The organism is Klebsiella sp. JN_Kp127, from assembly GCF_040062505.1.
Classification (GTDB): Bacteria; Pseudomonadota; Gammaproteobacteria; order Enterobacterales; family Enterobacteriaceae; genus Klebsiella; species Klebsiella quasipneumoniae.
On the sequence record NZ_JBEAHS010000040.1, the window covers coordinates 78,271 to 95,506 of the forward strand.

General features: G+C 57.5%; 14 protein-coding genes and 1 riboswitch. Of the genes, 9 read left to right on the forward strand and 5 right to left on the reverse strand.

Annotation, left to right across the window (positions count from 1 at the left end; genetic code table 11):
• Window positions 1-49: 49 nt before the first annotated feature.
• On the reverse strand, window positions 50-991 hold the full coding sequence (locus ABLV04_RS15415) for an AraC family transcriptional regulator (protein WP_257394959.1): 942 nt from the start codon (window positions 989-991) through the stop codon (window positions 50-52).
• Between the two features lie 69 nt (window positions 992-1,060).
• Between ABLV04_RS15415 and zinT the strand changes: the two genes are divergently transcribed.
• Entirely contained in the window at window positions 1,061-1,711 is a 651-nt protein-coding gene (gene zinT, locus ABLV04_RS15420) for a metal-binding protein ZinT (RefSeq protein WP_023291535.1), read from the forward strand.
• A 47-nt stretch (window positions 1,712-1,758) separates the two neighbouring features.
• Here zinT and ppc read toward each other — a convergent pair whose 3' ends face one another.
• Window positions 1,759-4,410 carry a phosphoenolpyruvate carboxylase gene (gene ppc, locus ABLV04_RS15425; RefSeq protein ID WP_023291536.1) on the reverse strand — a complete coding sequence of 884 codons (2,652 nt, stop codon included), beginning with the start codon at window positions 4,408-4,410 and terminating at the stop codon, window positions 1,759-1,761.
• Window positions 4,411-4,668: 258 nt separating this feature from the next.
• Window positions 4,669-5,820 (reverse strand): acetylornithine deacetylase, encoded by a 1,152-nt coding sequence (gene argE, locus ABLV04_RS15430; protein ID WP_023291537.1) that lies wholly within the window; start codon window positions 5,818-5,820, stop codon window positions 4,669-4,671.
• Between the two features lie 113 nt (window positions 5,821-5,933).
• Between argE and argC the strand changes: the two genes are divergently transcribed.
• From argC to oxyR, 4 genes are all read left to right on the forward strand, one after another.
• Window positions 5,934-6,938 carry an N-acetyl-gamma-glutamyl-phosphate reductase gene (argC, locus tag ABLV04_RS15435; RefSeq protein WP_025710967.1) on the forward strand — a complete coding sequence of 335 codons (1,005 nt, stop codon included), beginning with the start codon at window positions 5,934-5,936 and terminating at the stop codon, window positions 6,936-6,938.
• A 6-nt stretch (window positions 6,939-6,944) separates the two neighbouring features.
• Window positions 6,945-7,721: an acetylglutamate kinase gene (argB, locus tag ABLV04_RS15440; RefSeq protein ID WP_085955164.1), complete on the forward strand. Its 777-nt coding sequence runs from the start codon at window positions 6,945-6,947 to the stop codon at window positions 7,719-7,721.
• Window positions 7,722-7,821: 100 nt separating this feature from the next.
• Window positions 7,822-9,195, forward strand: a complete 1,374-nt coding sequence (gene argH, locus ABLV04_RS15445) for an argininosuccinate lyase (RefSeq protein ID WP_048336619.1) — start codon at window positions 7,822-7,824, stop codon at window positions 9,193-9,195.
• Window positions 9,196-9,454: 259 nt separating this feature from the next.
• On the forward strand, window positions 9,455-10,372 hold the full coding sequence (gene oxyR / locus ABLV04_RS15450) for a DNA-binding transcriptional regulator OxyR (protein WP_002883015.1): 918 nt from the start codon (window positions 9,455-9,457) through the stop codon (window positions 10,370-10,372).
• On the opposite strand, the gene sthA is transcribed toward oxyR, so the two are convergent.
• The gene (sthA, locus tag ABLV04_RS15455; RefSeq protein ID WP_002883016.1) at window positions 10,355-11,755 is read right to left on the reverse strand and encodes a Si-specific NAD(P)(+) transhydrogenase; all 1,401 of its coding nucleotides are present in this window, start codon (window positions 11,753-11,755) and stop codon (window positions 10,355-10,357) included. The genes oxyR and sthA overlap by 18 nt on opposite strands.
• Window positions 11,756-11,951: 196 nt before the next feature.
• Between sthA and fabR the strand changes: the two genes are divergently transcribed.
• Window positions 11,952-12,587 carry an HTH-type transcriptional repressor FabR gene (gene fabR / locus ABLV04_RS15460; protein WP_004151856.1) on the forward strand — a complete coding sequence of 212 codons (636 nt, stop codon included), beginning with the start codon at window positions 11,952-11,954 and terminating at the stop codon, window positions 12,585-12,587.
• Between the two features lie 15 nt (window positions 12,588-12,602).
• On the forward strand, window positions 12,603-12,962 hold the full coding sequence (locus tag ABLV04_RS15465) for a YijD family membrane protein (protein WP_004203691.1): 360 nt from the start codon (window positions 12,603-12,605) through the stop codon (window positions 12,960-12,962).
• Window positions 12,963-13,012: 50 nt separating this feature from the next.
• Here ABLV04_RS15465 and trmA read toward each other — a convergent pair whose 3' ends face one another.
• Window positions 13,013-14,113, reverse strand: coding sequence for a tRNA (uridine(54)-C5)-methyltransferase TrmA (gene trmA / locus ABLV04_RS15470; protein ID WP_004203692.1), 1,101 nt, complete (start codon window positions 14,111-14,113; stop codon window positions 13,013-13,015).
• A 114-nt stretch (window positions 14,114-14,227) separates the two neighbouring features.
• Window positions 14,228-14,415: riboswitch (cobalamin riboswitch) on the forward strand.
• A 64-nt stretch (window positions 14,416-14,479) separates the two neighbouring features.
• On the opposite strand from trmA, the gene btuB reads away from it, so the two are divergent.
• A complete protein-coding gene (gene btuB, locus ABLV04_RS15475; protein WP_032454489.1) occupies window positions 14,480-16,318 on the forward strand; it encodes a TonB-dependent vitamin B12 receptor BtuB in 1,839 nt (612 codons plus the stop codon).
• Window positions 16,263-17,114 carry a glutamate racemase gene (gene murI, locus ABLV04_RS15480; protein WP_132136065.1) on the forward strand — a complete coding sequence of 284 codons (852 nt, stop codon included), beginning with the start codon at window positions 16,263-16,265 and terminating at the stop codon, window positions 17,112-17,114. The genes btuB and murI overlap by 56 nt, the downstream gene beginning before the upstream one ends.
• Window positions 17,115-17,236: the final 122 nt, after the last annotated feature.

The following is a 17,236-nucleotide window of genomic DNA, read 5'->3' on the forward strand; positions in this document are numbered from 1 at the left end:
TGGCAGGAAACTATAGCGCGCACAAAAGTCAGGTTTAACACACAAAAATCTAGTTTTTTGCCACGGACGATTTTTCCGTCAGCTGGCTATGGTACTGGCGGCGGTATTCAGACGGCGAGCGTTCCGTGGTTTTGCGGAACAGGCGGCAGAAGTAGTTGCTGTCGGCGAAGCCGCAGGCGTGGGCGATGTCTTTCACTTTCATATCGTGGCCCTTCAGCAGCATACGGGCCTGTTCGAGACGAATGTGGTTTAGATATTCATTGAAGCCCATTGGCCCACATTTCTGGAACAGATGGGAAAGATAGTTGGGAGAGAGATAGAACGCCTGGGCGACCGATTCCCGGCTCAGCGGCTCCGCGTAATGGACCTCGATGTACTGACGGATTGCCTCGAACAGCGCCTGGCTGCGCGAGGAGGTTTGCGCCTGGCTGCCGAGAAGATCATGGCAGTGGCTGAGCAGGCTGATGACGATGCTGCGGGCGGTTTGCTGCTCCTGCGGCTGCATCCGGATCTCGTTGAGCGCCTGCAGCAGGAAGGAACCGACGCGCGGCCCGCGACGCAGCGCCTGTAGCTTTTCAACAACGGCGATCGTCTTGCCATTCCAGCGCTGCAGCGAGCACTCCAGCTGCTGCTTAGCGAACAGGATGCTTAACAGCAGGCAGGGCGCCTGCCACTGTGGGCAGTTCCAGCTATCGCCAGGAATATAGAGCACGTCATGGGCCTCCAGGAGCGGGGCGTTATCGCCGAGCGCCTGGTCGCGCAGCTGACCATCGAGGAGGATATTCAGACGGGGAAAATCAACCTGCACCACCGGTTCAGCAGGCGAGCGCGTCTCGCCGGCGAAATAAACCCGTCCGAGGCTGGTCTGCTTTTTTAGCAATGCATCAATAAGTTGATTGATATCGTTGTCCATCATTGTTCCGCCCCGTGCATCACCCCTTTCATCATACCGGACATTATTCCAGCGGTAAAAGCGCCAGCCTGTCGCTATTGCTTCTCAGTTACGATATGTTATATCGTAACAATTTGTCACCATTGATAGCAAACTCAGGAGAGAGTAATGACCAGAAAGATCCCCCTGCTGGCCTTGGGACTCGGCATGGCGCTAGCCAGCGCCCAGGCGTTCGCCCACGGCAACCATAGCCATGGGCCGGCGCTAACCGAAGTGGAGCGTCAGGCCAGCGAAGGCATTTTTGCGGATAAAGATGTGCAGGACCGCGCGCTGAGCGACTGGGAGGGCGTCTGGCAGTCGGTGAACCCGTATCTGCTCAACGGCGATCTCGATCCGGTGCTGGAGCAGAAGGCGAAAAAGCCCGGCGGCAAGAGCGTGGAGGAGTATCGCGCCTATTATAAGAAGGGCTACGCCACCGATGTGGAACAGATTGGCATTGAAGATGACGTGATTGAGTTCCACATTGGCGAGACCGTCAACAGCTGCAAATACCGCTATTCAGGCTACAAAATCCTGCATTACGCCTCCGGTAAGAAGGGCGTACGTTATCTGTTCGAGTGCCAGCAGGGAGATGCCAGCGCGCCAAAATATGTCCAGTTCAGCGACCATATCATTGGCCCGCGTAAATCGCAGCATTTCCATATTTTCATGGGCAATGAATCACAGGAAGCGTTGCTGAAAGAGATGGATAACTGGCCGACCTATTATCCGTATGCGCTGCATAAAGAGCAGATCGTTGATGAGATGCTGCACCACTAGAACGGGTGAAAAATCCCCCGGCCGGGCGGCCGGGGGAAAGACAGCGATTAGCCGGTGTTACGCATACCGGCGGCGACGCCGGCGATGGTGACCATCAGCGCTTGTTCAACGCGCGGATCCGGGTCTTTGCCCTCTTCTTCAGCCTGGCGCGAACGGTGCAGCAGTTCCGCCTGCAGGACGTTCAGCGGGTCGGTATAGATATTACGCAGCTGGATAGACTCGGCGATCCACGGCAGGTCAGCCATCAGATGGGAGTCGTTGGCGATGGCCAGCACGACGTTGATATCGGCAGCCAGCAGCTTGCGCAGCTCGGTACCCAGCGCCCACAGCTCTGGTTTCACCAGGCGCTGATCGTAGTACTCCGCCAGCCACAGGTCGGCCTTCGAGTAAACCATCTCCAGCATGCCGAGGCGGGTGGAGAAGAACGGCCAGTCGCGACACATCGCTTCCAGTTCACTCTGTTTTCCGCCTTCAACCACCTTCTGCAGCGCAGCGCCAGCGCCCAGCCAGGCTGGAAGCATCAGGCGGTTCTGGGTCCAGGCGAAGATCCACGGAATGGCGCGTAGCGACTCGACGCCGCCGGTCGGACGACGTTTTGCCGGACGCGAACCCAGCGGCAGTTTGCCCAGCTCCTGCTCCGGAGTGGCGGAGCGGAAATAAGGCACGAAATCTTTGTTTTCACGCACGTAGCCGCGATACATCTTGCACGACACGTCGGACAGCTCGGCCATGATGTCGCGCCACTGCGGTTTTGGTTCCGGCGGCGGCAGCAGGTTGGCTTCGAGGATCGCACTGGTATAGAGCGACAGGCTGCTGATGGTGACTTCCGGCAGGCCGTACTTAAAGCGGATCATCTCACCCTGCTCGGTAACGCGCAGGCCGCCCTTCAGGCTTCCCGGCGGCTGTGAGAGGAGCGCGGCGTGGGCCGGCGCGCCGCCGCGGCCAATGGAGCCGCCGCGACCGTGGAACAGCGTCAGTTCGATCCCGGCTTTCTCACAGGTTTTGATCAACGCGTCCTGCGCCTGGTACTGCGCCCAGGAGGCGGCCATCACGCCTGCGTCTTTCGCGGAATCAGAGTAGCCGATCATGACCATCTGTTTGCCCTGGATAAAGCCGCGGTACCAGTCGATATTCAGCAGCTGGGTCATGACGTCGTTGGCGTTGTTCAGGTCATCCAGCGTTTCGAACAGCGGGGCCACCGGCAGGGCAAAGCCAATCCCGGCCTCCTTCAGCAGCAGATGAACCGCCAGCACGTCGGACGGCGTTTTGGCCATCGAGATCACGTAGGCGGCGATCGATCCGCGCGGCGCCTCGGCGATCACTCTACAGGTGTCGAGAACTTCGCGGGTCTCTTCGCTTGGCTCCCACTGGCGCGGCAGCAGCGGACGTTTGGAATTTAGTTCGCGGATCAGGAAAGCCTGTTTGTCGGCTTCTGACCAGCTTTCGTAATCGCCGATCCCGAGGTAACGGGTCATTTCGCCCAGCGCTTCGGTGTGGCGGGTGCTTTCCTGACGGATATCAATACGCACCAGCGGTACGCCGAAAGACTTCACGCGGCGCAGGGTGTCGAGCAGCTCGCCGTTGGCGATAATGCCCATGCCGCAGGCCTGCAGCGATTTATAACAGGCGTATAGCGGCTCCCACAGCTGCTCGTTCTGAGTGATCAGTCCCGCCGGTTTCGGCAGCTTCTGACCTTTCAGACGCGCTTCCAGCCAGGCCTGGGTTTCCATCAGCTGAGTGCGCAGTTTTTTCATCAGGTAACGGTACGGTTCCTGAGCGCCCTCGGCGCCGGCCAGGGCGCGCAATTCGTCAGTACACTCCACCATCGACAGCTCGGAGATCAGCACCTGCACATCTTTGAGGAACAGATCGGTCGCTTTCCAGCGGCTGAGCAGCAGCACGTGGCGGGTGATATCGGCGGTCACGTTCGGGTTGCCGTCGCGGTCGCCGCCCATCCACGAAGTGAAACGCACCGGGACAAAGTCCACCGGCAGCTGATAGCCGAGGTTGGCTTCCAGCTGTTCGTTCAGCTCGCGCAGGTAGTTAGGCACCCCTTCCCACAGGCTATTTTCCACCACCGCGAAGCCCCATTTGGCTTCATCGACCGGGGAAGGGCGGTGCTTACGAATTTCATCGGTATGCCAGGACTGGGCGATCAGCTGGCGCAGGCGGCGCATCAGCTGGTGGTGCTCGTAGTCCGCGATATCTTTGTTATCCAGCTGCTTGAGGCAGTTGTTCACTTCCACCATTTTATGGATCAGCGTCCGGCGGGTGATCTCGGTCGGGTGGGCGGTTAACACCAGCTCCAGGGACAGAGATTCCACCGCTTTTTTGATGGTGTCTTCGTTGAGATTGGGTTGGTCTTTGAGCTTTCTCAGGGTGCGCGCAATGACTTCCGGATTGCTGGCCGCTTCGCCATTCGGCGAAATGCTGTGGTACTGCTCAGCGGTGTTGGCCAGATTCAGGAACTGGCTGAAGGCACGGGCCACCGGCAGCAGTTCGTCGTTAGACAAATTCTGCAGCGTGGTCAGCAGCTCCTGGCGGTTAGCTTCGTTGCCGGCGCGTGAAGATTTGGACAACTTACGGATAGTTTCGACACGATCAAGAATATTTTCTCCCAATGCATCCTTGATGGTATCGCCCAGCACCTTGCCGAGCATACTGACATTACTACGCAATGCGGAATATTGTTCGTTCATGTTACCCCAGACACCCCATCTCATTTTATTTTGTTATATCCGCTGCGCTGGAACGTGAGCAACGGATAAGCAACCCGTCTTTTATAAAGCCACGTAAATACCCCCACGTCAATTACTGCGAAATCGCTTCAGCAAACGAGTAAATACCCGTAATTTGCGAAATTTAACTCAGGGGGCGCTGGATAAGCATCGCTTATGGAAATGTGACGATCGTCACCGTTCCGCCCCGGGAGAGCGGGGCGGAAAAAGAGGGCGATTTTAGTGCCAGCAGAAGTGGTGAACCACCTGGCTAATCAGCTCCCGCGTCGGCTTGATAAAGCGCGTCTCCAGAAACTCGTCAGGCTGATGGGCCTGATTGATCGAGCCCGGGCCGAGAACCAGCGTTGGGCACAGCGTCTGGATAAACGGCGCTTCGGTACAGTAGTTCACCACGTCGGTCTGGGCGCCAAGCAGTTTCTCAACCACCTGCACCAGCTTATGGTCCGGCGGGCACTCGTAGCCGGGGATCGGCGGATGCAGCTCCGAGACCGTCAGGCGGCCCGGCCAGCGTTCGCTGACCGGGGCCAGCGCCTCGTCCAGCAGACCATTGAGGTCGTTGAGGGTCATCCCCGGCAACGGGCGGATGTCCATATGCAGTTCACAGCAGGCGCAGATACGGTTTGAGGCATCGCCGCCATGGATGGCGCCGAGGTTGAGGGTCGGGTAAGGGACCGTGAACGCCTCGAAGTGGTAGCGCTCTTTTAGCAAATCGCGCAGCTGCATAATCCGACCGATGGCGTCGTGCATCAGCTCGATCGCGTTGACCCCGCGCGCCGGATCGCTGGAGTGGCCGGACTGGCCCTGAATACGGATCGCGTTGGACATATGTCCTTTATGGGCGCGGATCGGTTGCAGGGAGGTGGGCTCGCCGATGATGGCGCAGTCGGGGCGCAGCCGGGTGGTTTCGGCAAAATAGCGCGCGCCGGCCATGCTGGTCTCTTCGTCGGCGGTGGCCAGAATATACAGCGGTTTTTTCAGCGTGGTGACGTCGACATCGCGCAGGGCGTCGAGAATAAAGGCGAAGAAGCCTTTCATATCGGCCGTGCCGAGGCCGTAGAGCTTGTTATCGTGTTCGGTAAGGGTGAACGGATCGCGCGTCCAGCGGCCGTCATCGAACGGCACGGTATCGGTATGCCCGGCGAGCAGCAGGCCGCCGGCGCCGTGTCCGGTGCTGGCCAGCAGGTTGAATTTATGGCGCGTATCCGGCACCGGCTGTACCTCGACATTAAAGCCGAGATCGCGGAACCAGCCGGCCAGCAAATTGATTAAAGACTCATTGCTCTGATCGAGAGCCTCTTCGGTCGCGCTGATGGACGGTGTGGCGATCAACGCGCGGTAAATCTCGATAAAGGGCGGTAAATTGTTTTTCATTGTTGACACACCTTGGGTCGTGATAGTATCAATATTCATGCATTTATTGTGAATAAAAATACAATATCGTTGAGCGTAAGAAAACCCATCGAATGTAAGGAGATGCGCTTCCAATGTTAAATACGCTGATTGTGGGTGCCAGTGGTTATGCCGGCGCAGAGCTGGTGACCTATATCAATCGTCATCCGCATATGAACATAACCGCTTTGACGGTCTCCGCGCAAAGCAATGATGCGGGAAAATTAATTTCCGACCTGCATCCGCAGCTCAAAGGCATTGTCGATATGCCGCTGCAGCCGATGTCCGATATCAGCGAATTCAGCGCTGGCGTGGACGTGGTGTTTCTCGCCACCGCGCACGAAGTGAGTCACGATCTGGCGCCGCAGTTCCTTGCCGCCGGCTGCGTGGTGTTCGATCTCTCCGGTGCCTTCCGCGTTAACGATGGGGCGTTCTACGAAAAATATTATGGTTTCACTCATCAGCATCCCGACCTGCTTAAACAGGCGGTGTATGGTCTGGCGGAGTGGAGCGCGGATGCGCTTAAAGAAGCGCAGTTAATCGCGGTGCCTGGCTGCTACCCGACGGCGGCGCAGCTGTCGCTGAAGCCGCTGATTGATGCCAGTCTGCTGGATCTCAACCAGTGGCCAGTGATCAACGCCACCAGCGGGGTGAGCGGCGCGGGACGCAAAGCCGCGATCGGCAACAGCTTCTGTGAAGTCAGCCTGCAGCCATACGGCATCTTTAACCATCGTCATCAGCCGGAGATTGCCAGCCACCTCGGAGCGAAGGTGATTTTTACCCCGCATCTGGGTAATTTTAAGCGCGGCATTCTGGAAACCATTACCTGCCGCCTGAAGCCGGGCGTTGGCCATGCGCAGATCGCGGCGGTTTACCAGCAGGCTTACGCCGATAAACCGCTGGTACGTTTATATGATAAAGGCGTGCCCGCATTGAAAAGCGTCGAAGGTCTGCCATTCTGTGATATCGGTTTTGCCGTGCAGGACGACCATCTCATCGTCGTCGCGGCAGAAGATAACCTGCTGAAAGGCGCCGCAGCGCAGGCGGTGCAGTGCGCGAATATTCGTTTCGGCTTCGCTGAGACGCAGTCTCTTATTTAAGGTGTGATGATGAACCCATTAATTATCAAACTCGGCGGCGTATTACTCGATAGCGAAGAAGCGCTGGAGCGTCTGTTTACCGCGCTGGTCAATTACCGTGAAGCGCACCAGCGTCCGCTGATTATCGTCCATGGCGGCGGCTGCGTGGTGGATGAGCTGATGAAGCAGCTCAACCTGCCGGTGCAGAAGAAAAATGGTCTGCGGGTGACGCCGGCTGAGCAAATCGACATCATCACCGGCGCGCTGGCGGGAACCGCCAACAAGACGCTGCTGGCGTGGGCGAAAAAGCACGGTCTGGCCTCTGTCGGCCTGTTCCTCGGCGATGGCGATAGCGTGAAGGTGACACAGCTGGATGCTGAGCTGGGCCATGTCGGGCTGGCGCAGCCGGGCTCTCCGACGCTGATCAACACCCTGCTGGCGGGCGGTTACCTGCCGGTGGTGAGCTCTATCGGCGTGACCGACGAGGGCCAGCTGATGAACGTCAATGCTGACCAGGCGGCGACGGCGCTGGCGGCTACCCTGGGGGCGGATCTGATCCTGCTGTCTGACGTCAGCGGTATCCTCGACGGTAAAGGGCAGCGTATTGCCGAGATGACCGCCGAGAAAGCGGAGCAGCTGATCGAGCAGGGGATTATCACTGACGGCATGATTGTCAAAGTGAATGCGGCCCTCGACGCGGCGCGTGCTCTGGGCCGTCCGGTGGATATCGCCTCCTGGCGTCACGCCGAGCAGCTGCCGGCGTTGTTTAACGGCACGCCTATCGGCACACGTATTCTGGCTTAAGATTTCATGCCCGGCGGCGCGTTGTCTGCCGGGCTTACAAGACCGTAGGCCGGGGAGGCACAACGCCACCGGCGGAACTAACGAATAAAGGAAGCATGTTATGGCACTTTGGGGCGGGCGTTTTACACAGGCAGCAGATCAACGGTTCAAACAGTTCAACGACTCGTTGCGCTTCGACTATCGTCTGGCGGAGCAGGATATCGTTGGCTCTGTCGCCTGGTCGAAAGCGCTGGTAACGGTCGGCGTACTGAGTGCCGATGAACAACAGCAGCTGGAAGAAGCGCTGAACGTGCTACTGGAAGAGGTGCGCGCCAATCCGCAGCAAATCCTCGCCAGCGATGCTGAAGATATTCACAGCTGGGTGGAAGGCAAACTGATCGACAAAGTGGGCCAGTTGGGCAAGAAACTGCATACCGGCCGCAGCCGTAACGACCAGGTCGCTACCGATCTTAAACTGTGGTGCAAAGATACCGTTGTCGAACTGCTGTCGGCGAACCGCCAGCTGCAGAGCGCGCTGGTGGAGACGGCCCAGCAGAACCAGGACGCGGTGATGCCGGGGTACACCCACCTGCAGCGCGCCCAACCGGTGACGTTCGCGCACTGGTGTCTGGCCTATGTCGAAATGCTGGCGCGCGATGAAAGCCGCCTGCAGGACGCGCTGAAGCGCCTCGACGTTAGCCCGCTGGGCTGCGGCGCGCTGGCGGGGACGGCGTATGAAATCGACCGCGAGCAGCTGGCCGGCTGGCTGGGCTTTGCCTCCGCCACCCGCAACAGCCTCGACAGCGTGTCCGACCGCGACCATGTTCTGGAGCTGCTTTCCGATGCCTCTATCGGCATGGTCCATCTGTCGCGCTTTGCGGAAGATCTGATTTTCTTTAACTCTGGCGAAGCGAATTTCGTCGAGCTTTCCGACCGCGTAACCTCAGGCTCCTCGCTGATGCCGCAGAAGAAAAACCCGGACGCCCTGGAGCTTATCCGTGGCAAATGCGGCCGCGTGCAGGGCGCGCTGACCGGCATGATGATGACCCTGAAAGGGCTGCCGCTGGCCTACAACAAAGATATGCAGGAAGATAAAGAGGGACTTTTCGACGCTCTGGATACCTGGCTCGACTGCCTGCATATGGCGACCCTGGTGCTGGATGGCATCCAGGTGAAACGTCCGCGCTGTGCGGAAGCGGCGCAGCAGGGCTATGCCAACGCCACTGAGCTGGCGGATTATCTGGTGGCGAAAGGCGTACCGTTCCGCGAGGCGCACCATATTGTCGGTGAAGCGGTGGTGGAAGCCATTGCGCAAGGGAAACCGCTGGAAGCGCTGGCCCTGGCCGACCTGCAGAAATTCAGCCCGGTGATTGCGGACGATGTTTATCCGATCCTGTCGCTGCAGTCCTGCCTTGATAAACGCGCGGCAAAAGGCGGCGTCTCGCCGCAGCAGGTGGCGCAGGCTATCGGCGAGGCGAAGGCCCGTCTGAGTTAATCCACAGATATCTGTCTTCCCTGACCCGGCCGAGCCCAGCGACGCCGGGTTTTTTATGCAAAAAAAAAGCGGACGCAAGGTCCGCAAAAGTTCACGTTGGCTTTAGTTGTTTGGGTAGAGAAACAGTGTGACGGGTCAGTGGTTTTCACAGGTTCACCGTCTTTATGGGCGTATTATTGAACAGAAAACTTGATAGGGATAATCGTTCGTTGCTATGCTATCTATCGCCATGGACTATCGTGGCGATGGAGGATGAATAATGAATATTCGCGATCTTGAATACCTGGTAGCGCTCGCCGAACACCGCCACTTCCGGCGGGCGGCTGACTCATGCCATGTGAGCCAACCGACGCTCAGCGGACAGATCCGCAAGCTGGAGGATGAGCTTGGCGTCATGCTGCTGGAGCGCACCAGCCGTAAGGTTCTGTTTACCCAGGCGGGGCTGTTGCTGGTGGATCAGGCGCGTACCGTGTTACGCGAAGTAAAAGTGCTCAAGGAGATGGCAAGCCAACAAGGGGAAACCATGTCCGGGCCGCTGCATATCGGCTTGATCCCGACAATTGGCCCGTACCTGCTACCGCACATCATTCCGATGCTGCATCAGACCTTCCCGAAGCTGGAAATGTATCTGCACGAAGCGCAGACCCATCAGCTGTTGGCTCAGCTCGACAGCGGTAAGCTCGACTGCGCCATCCTGGCGCTGGTCAAAGAGAGCGAGGCCTTTATCGAGGTGCCGCTGTTCGATGAGCCGATGATGCTGGCTATCTATGAAGATCATCCGTGGGCAAACCGCGACCGGGTGCCGATGTCGGATCTGGCCGGTGAAAAGCTGCTGATGCTGGAGGATGGCCACTGCCTGCGCGATCAGGCGATGGGCTTCTGCTTTGAAGCGGGGGCGGATGAGGATACCCACTTCCGCGCGACCAGCCTGGAAACGCTGCGCAATATGGTGGCGGCAGGCAGCGGTATTACCCTGCTGCCTGCGCTGGCAGTGCCGCAGGAAAGAAAACGCGATGGCGTGGTCTACCTGCCGTGCATTAAGCCAGAGCCAAGACGCACCATCGGTCTGGTTTACCGTCCGGGCTCACCGCTGCGCAGCCGCTATGAACATCTGGCGGAGGCCATCCGCGGCACGATGGATGGCCATTTCGACAAGGCGTTAAAACAGGCGGTTTAAGCCGTTCAGCGCGGCAACCCGGTACGCTTCCGCCATGGTCGGGTAGTTAAAGGTGGTGTTGACGAAGTACTCAATGGTGTTACCACCACCTTTCTGCTCCATGATCGCCTGGCCGATGTGAATGATTTCGGCTGCGCGTTCGCCAAAGCAGTGAATGCCGAGGATCTCCTTGGTCTCCCGGTGGAACAGGATCTTCAGGGTTCCCACGCTCATGCCAACGATTTGCGCCCGCGCCAGGTGTTTAAACTGAGCGCGACCCACCTCATACGGCACTTTCATCGCCGTCAGCTGCTGCTCGGTTTTCCCGACGGAGCTGATTTCCGGAATGGTGTAGATCCCGGTCGGGATATCTTCAATCAGATGCGCTGAGGCTTCGCCTTTCACCAGCGCCTGGGCGGCAATGCGTCCTTGATCGTACGCCGCGGAGGCGAGGCTCGGATAGCCGATGACATCCCCAACCGCATAAATGTGCGGAAGGGCGGTCTGGTACATGCTGTTGACCTTCAGTTGGCCGCGACTGTCGGTCTGCAGACCGATGTTTTCCAGCGCCAGAGTGTCGGTATTGCCGGTGCGGCCGTTGGCGTACAGCAGGCAGTCCGCTTTGAGCTTTTTGCCGGATTTCAGATGCATGATGACGCCGTCATCAACGCCTTCAATCTTTTCGTACTCCTCGTTGTGGCGAATGACCACGCCGCTGTTCCAGAAGTGATAGGAGAGCGAATCTGACATCTCCTGATCGAGGAAGGCCAGCAGACGATCGCGGGTGTTGATCAGATCGACCTTCACCTCCATGCCGCGGAAGATCGACGCATATTCACAACCGATTACCCCGGCGCCGTAAATGATCACATGGCGCGGCTCATGCTGCAGGCTGAGAATCGAATCGCTGTCATAGATGCGCGGGTGGTGGAAATCGACATCCGCCGGATGATAGGGGCGAGATCCGCAGGCGATAACGAATTTCTCCGCGGTCACCGTCTCGACCGTGCCGTCATGGCACTCCAGCGCCAGAGTATGCTCATCAACGAAGTGGGCATTGCCCTGCAGAATTTCACAGTGGTTGCGCTCATAGAATCCCTGGCGCATATGAGTCTGCTGGTTGATGACGCTGTCGGCATGGTTAAGGATGTCGGCGAAAGAAGAGCGAAGAAGGCGGGAGTGGTCGCTGTAGAGGGGGTTTTGGTTAAACTCGATAATACGGCTGACGGCATGGCGGAGGGCTTTCGACGGGATGGTGCCCCAGTGGGTGCAACCGCCGCCGACATTATGGTAGCGCTCGATGACGGCAACGCGTGCTCCCTGTTTCACCAGTCCCATGGCGGCGCCTTCGCCGCCAGGACCGGAACCAATCACTATTGCATCATAATCCCAAGAGTGTGACATGGCATTACTCACCTGTTTTATACATAAAATAAACACGATGATAACATTCGCTGCGCTTTAACCCAATTATCGTTGTGCTTTTTTGCGGCATAAAAGCAGAAACGGCTCGTAAACAATCATTCACAATCCAGGGCAAACCGATTAGTTTTAATCTCTGGTATAGTGCCAGCAGGGCTATTGGAAGGATTCATACATCGTGATGGGCGTAAGAGCACAACAAAAAGAAAAAACCCGCCGTTCGCTGGTGGAAGCGGCATTCAGCCAACTTAGCGCTGAGCGGAGTTTCGCCAGCCTGAGCTTGCGTGAAGTGGCGCGGGAAGCAGGGATCGCGCCGACGTCCTTTTATCGTCATTTTCGCGATGTCGATGAGTTAGGCCTGACGATGGTCGATGAGAGCGGACTGATGCTGCGCCAGCTGATGCGCCAGGCGCGCCAGCGGATTGCCAAAGGCGGCAGCGTGATCCGCACCTCGGTCTCAACCTTTATGGAGTTTATCGGTAACAACCCGAACGCTTTCCGCCTGCTGCTGCGCGAGCGCTCGGGAACGTCTGCGGCGTTTCGCGCCGCCGTCGCACGCGAAATCCAGCATTTTATTGCGGAACTCGCCGACTATTTAGAACTCGAAAACCATATGCCGCGCGCCTTTACCGAAGCGCAGGCTGAAGCTATGGTCACCATCGTTTTTAGCGCTGGCGCGGAAGCGCTGGATGTCGGCCCTGAACAGCGCCGACAGCTGGAAGAACGGTTGGTACTGCAGCTCAGAATGATCTCTAAAGGCGCGTATTACTGGTATCGCCGTGAACAAGAAAAAATGTCACATCATTCCGAATAACGTGAAGGACGAGCAATGAAACACTCAGTTCAAGATAAAGGTACGCTGCTGCTGGCGCTGATTGCCGGGTTATCTATTAATGGCGCCTTTGCGGCGCTGTTCAGTTCGATAGTTCCGTTTTCCGTCTTCCCCATCTTATCCCTGCTGCTGACGGTCTACTGTCTGCATCAGCGCTATCAGAATCGCAGTATGCCCGTCGGGCTACCGGGCCTGGCCGCCGCCTTTTTTATTCTCGGGGTGCTGTTGTACAGCACCGTCGTGCGTGCGGAGTACCCGGATATCGGCTCTAACTTCTTCCCGGCCGTTCTGTCCGTCGCGATGGTCTTCTGGATTGGCTACAAGATGCGTAACCGCAAAAATACCGCCGCTGAATAAGCCGCCAGTGATAAAAAACCGGCAATATGACGTTGCCGGTTTTTTTTGGCCTATTTCCGGGTCAGCAGAACGCCGCACTCCATGTGATGGGTATACGGGAACTGGTCGAACAGCGCCAGCCGGGTAACGTTGTGCGTCTGACTTAGCGTTTCCAGATTACGGCACAGCGTTTCCGGGTTGCACGAAATGTACAGTATGCGCGGATAGGCCTGCACCATTTTCTCCGTTTCACTGTCCAGCCCGCTACGCGGCGGATCGACGAAAATAGTCTCGCACTGATAGCTTTGCAGATCGATACCCTGCAGCCGGTTGAACTCACGCACGCCGTTCATCGCCTGAGTAAACTCTTCAGCCGCCATGCGGATAATCTGCACGTTGTCGATATGGTTGGCGGCGATGTTGTACTGCGCCGCCGCCACCGACGGTTTGGCGATTTCAGTGGCCAGTACGCGATCGAAATTACGCGCCAGCGCCAGCGAGAAGTTACCGTTGCCGCAGTACAATTCCAGCAGGTCGCCGGTCGCCCCTTTGGTGACATCCAGCGCCCACTCCAGCATCTGAATGTTCATGGCCGCGTTCGGTTGGGTAAAGCTGTTTTCCACCTGACGGTAGATCATCTCCCGACCGCCAACCGGCAGGCGTTCATCTATATAATCCTGATCGAGCTCGATTTTAGTTTTAGTCGCCCGACCAATCAGATGCACATTGAGCCCCTGGGCTCGCAGGGCGTCACGCAGCGCCTCCGCTTGCTCACGCCAGGCATCATCGAGCTTTTTATGATACAGCAGCGAGACGACCGCCTGGTTGCTGAGGGTGGTCAGATAGTCAATCTGAAACAGCTTATGGCGCAGCACGGGATTGTTGCGCACGCCCTCCAGCATGGCGGTCATCAGCTGATTGATGAGCGCGCTGGCGGCCGGGAAGCTGTCAACGCGAATCCGCGACCGGGTCTGCTGATCGAAAATAATATGGTACAGGTCGTCGCCATCGTGCCACAGACGGAACTCGGCGCGCATACGGTAGTGGCTGACCGGCGAACGAAACACTTCCGGAACCGGCGCGGCGAAAGGCGCCATCATGGTTTGCAAACGGACGACTTTTTCTGCCAGCTGCGCTTCGTATTGTTCGGTAGGAAGGTGTTCGGGGGTCATGATGTATCCTGAATAAAATAAGTACGCGGGGATTGTAGGGAAAGCGCCGGGGATGTCCAGCCTCGAATGCCGCGGGAAATATAATTAGCAGTCTGGACATCTATATGTTTCTGATTGTAGCATTCGCCTACCGGTCCTGTGAGTTAAAAGGGAACCCAGTGGAAATCTGGGGCTGACGCGCAGCGGTAAGGAAGGTGAGAAATGAGCGCACTCGGTGCAGACACTGCGGTTAGCCGTGGGAAGTCATTATTTCTTGAAACAGCCTCCAAGCCCGAAGACCTGCCGGAATACGTCGCACTGGGTTTTATCGTCGCGAGCAACTGATAAAACCTGCGGCATCCTTTTTCTGTTTCGGATGCTTTTACAATGATTAAAAAAGCTTCGCTGATGACGGCCTTATCCGTCACGGCATTTTCCGGCTGGGCGCAGGACAGCAATTCAGACACGTTGGTGGTGACAGCAAACCGTTTTCAACAGCCGGTCAATACCGTGCTGGCGCCGACCGATATAGTGACGCGCGATGACATCGACCGCTGGCAGTCCAAAGATTTAAACGATGTCATGCGTCGTCTTCCCGGCGTCGATATTGCCCGCAACGGCGGCATGGGGCAGAGCGCTTCGCTGTATGTTCGGGGGACGGAGGCTCGCCACGTGCTGGTGCTGATCGACGGTGTGCCGATGGCGCGTCCGGGGATCTCCAACGGCGTGGATATCAGTCAGATCCCTATCTCTCTGGTCCAGCGGGTGGAATACATCCGCGGCCCGCGCTCCGCGGTGTACGGCTCCGGGGCGATCGGCGGGGTGGTGAACATCATCACCATGACCGATGCTGAGCGTTCGCAGATCAACGCCGGCGCGGGAACGAACGGCTATCAGTCCTACGATGGCGCCTTTAACAAGCGGTTTGGCGATACGCTGGTTACCGCTGCCGGCGCCTATCAGACCACCAAAGGGTTTAACGTCCAGCCGAACTCCTCTTATAGCGGCGACAGCGATCGCGACGGCTACCGCAATAAAATGCTATGGGGCGGGGTACAGCATCAGTTCGATGACAACTTCTCGGGGTTCTTCCGCGGCTATGGTTATTCCGCCAATGCTGACTATGACCAGGGTAACTGGGGCTACGCAGGTGGAAACGATGAAGATCAGTCCTATACCCAATCCTGGGACACCGGTCTGCACTACCATTCCGGAATTTACTCCTCCCAGCTGATTGCGAACTATCAGCGTATTAAAGATTACAACTACAGCAGCGACGCTGGCCGCTATGCCGCGGGCACCACCCTGGATGATATGGAACAACGCTATATCCAATGGGGAAATAATGTTGTGGTGGGCCATGGCGCAGTGAGCGGTGGCGTAGACTGGAAACAGGAGAAGCTGAAATCCAGCGGAACGACCAGTACCGACGTGTATAAGCGCGATACCACCGGTCTTTATCTGACGGGCCAGCAGCAGATTGACAGCGTGACGCTGGAAGCTTCCGGCCGTGAGGATCATGACGAGCAGTTTGGCTGGCACGGTACCTGGCAGACGGCGGCAGGCTGGGAATTTATCGAGGGTTATCGGACAACGCTCTCGTACGGTACAGGATTCCTCGCCCCCTCCCTCGGACAGCAGTACGGCGCAGAACGTTTTGGCATCGCCTCTAACCCGAACCTGAAGCCAGAGGAGTCGAAGCAGTGGGAAGCGGGCCTCGAAGGGTTGACGGGGCCGGTCGACTGGCGTCTCTCCGCGTATCGCTATGAGATTCAAAACCTCATCGATTACGACAACAACGCCTATTACAACGTCAAGTCTGCGACAATCAAGGGGCTGGAGTGGACAGGGAATGTCACCACAGGGCCGGTGGAGCACCATCTGACGCTGCAGTATGTTGACCCTCGCGATGATGAAACTAACAAGATCCTCTATCGCCGGGCGAAGCAGCAGGTGAAATACGAGCTGAACGGCCAGGTCTACGATCTGGGGTGGGATGTGACGTATCACTACATCGGCAAGCGCTACGATTATGATTACGACAACTCGCGTACCGTCAATATGGGTGGGTTGAGCCTCTGGGATGTCGGTTTATCGTATCCCGTCACCTCACACCTGACAGTTCGTGGTAAAATAGCCAACCTGTTCGATAAAGATTACGAGACAGTTTATGGCTACCAATCTGCAGGACGGGAATACACCTTGTCTGGCAGCTACACCTTCTGATCCACGTCCCACCGTGCTGGTGTTTGATTCCGGCGTCGGTGGGTTGTCGGTTTATAATGAGATTCGGCAGCTGCTGCCGAATCTGCATTACATCTATGCTTTCGATAACGTTGCCTTCCCCTATGGCGAGAAGAGCGAGGAGTTTATCGTTGAGCGCGTTGTGGAAATCGTCACCGCTGTCCAGCAGCGTTATCCCCTGGCGCTGGCGGTGATCGCCTGCAATACCGCCAGTACCGTCTCCCTGCCTGCTCTGCGTGAAAAGTTCGCCTTCCCCGTTGTCGGCGTGGTGCCGGCGATCAAGCCCGCCGCCCGCTTAACGGCGAACGGCATTGTCGGCCTGCTGGCGACGCGCGGCACCGTAAAGCGTCCTTATACCCGTGAGCTGATCGACCGCTTTGCCAATGAATGTCGGATTGAAATGCTGGGGTCGGCGGAGCTGGTGGAGCTGGCGGAAGCGAAGCTGCACGGCGAGCCTGTGCCGTTAGAAGAACTGCGCCGTATCCTGCGCCCGTGGCTGCGGATGCAGGAGCCGCCGGATACGGTGGTGCTGGGCTGCACCCACTTTCCTCTTTTACAGGAGGAGCTGCAGCACGTTCTGCCCGAGGGCACGCGGCTGATCGATTCCGGCGCGGCGATTGCCCGTCGCACCGCCTGGCTGTTAGAGCATGAAGCGCCGGACGCGAAGTCCAGCGACGAGAATAAAGCATTCTGCATGGCGTTGACGGCAGAAACGGAACAACTTTTACCCGTTTTGCATCGCTATGGCTTCTCGACGCTGGAAAAATTACCGCTTTAACGGCGTTTTGCACAAAAAAGAGACGGTTGAATAATTTTTTGAAAACAGGGCTTGTCAACGTCTCAGAACTCCCTATAATGCGCCTCCACTGACACGGAACAACGGCAAGCAAGCCGCCGGGT

Coding starts and splice junctions, on each gene's coding strand:
- zinT (WP_023291535.1), top strand. CDS start 1,061: ATGACCAGAAAGATCCCCCTGCTGGCCTTGGGACTCGGCATGGCGCTA.
- ppc (WP_023291536.1), bottom strand. CDS start 4,410: ATGAACGAACAATATTCCGCATTGCGTAGTAATGTCAGTATGCTCGGC.
- argE (WP_023291537.1), bottom strand. CDS start 5,820: ATGAAAAACAATTTACCGCCCTTTATCGAGATTTACCGCGCGTTGATC.
- argC (WP_025710967.1), top strand. CDS start 5,934: ATGTTAAATACGCTGATTGTGGGTGCCAGTGGTTATGCCGGCGCAGAG.
- argB (WP_085955164.1), top strand. CDS start 6,945: ATGATGAACCCATTAATTATCAAACTCGGCGGCGTATTACTCGATAGC.
- argH (WP_048336619.1), top strand. CDS start 7,822: ATGGCACTTTGGGGCGGGCGTTTTACACAGGCAGCAGATCAACGGTTC.
- oxyR (WP_002883015.1), top strand. CDS start 9,455: ATGAATATTCGCGATCTTGAATACCTGGTAGCGCTCGCCGAACACCGC.
- sthA (WP_002883016.1), bottom strand. CDS start 11,755: ATGTCACACTCTTGGGATTATGATGCAATAGTGATTGGTTCCGGTCCT.
- ABLV04_RS15465 (WP_004203691.1), top strand. CDS start 12,603: ATGAAACACTCAGTTCAAGATAAAGGTACGCTGCTGCTGGCGCTGATT.
- trmA (WP_004203692.1), bottom strand. CDS start 14,113: ATGACCCCCGAACACCTTCCTACCGAACAATACGAAGCGCAGCTGGCA.
- btuB (WP_032454489.1), top strand. CDS start 14,480: ATGATTAAAAAAGCTTCGCTGATGACGGCCTTATCCGTCACGGCATTT.
- murI (WP_132136065.1), top strand. CDS start 16,263: ATGGCTACCAATCTGCAGGACGGGAATACACCTTGTCTGGCAGCTACA.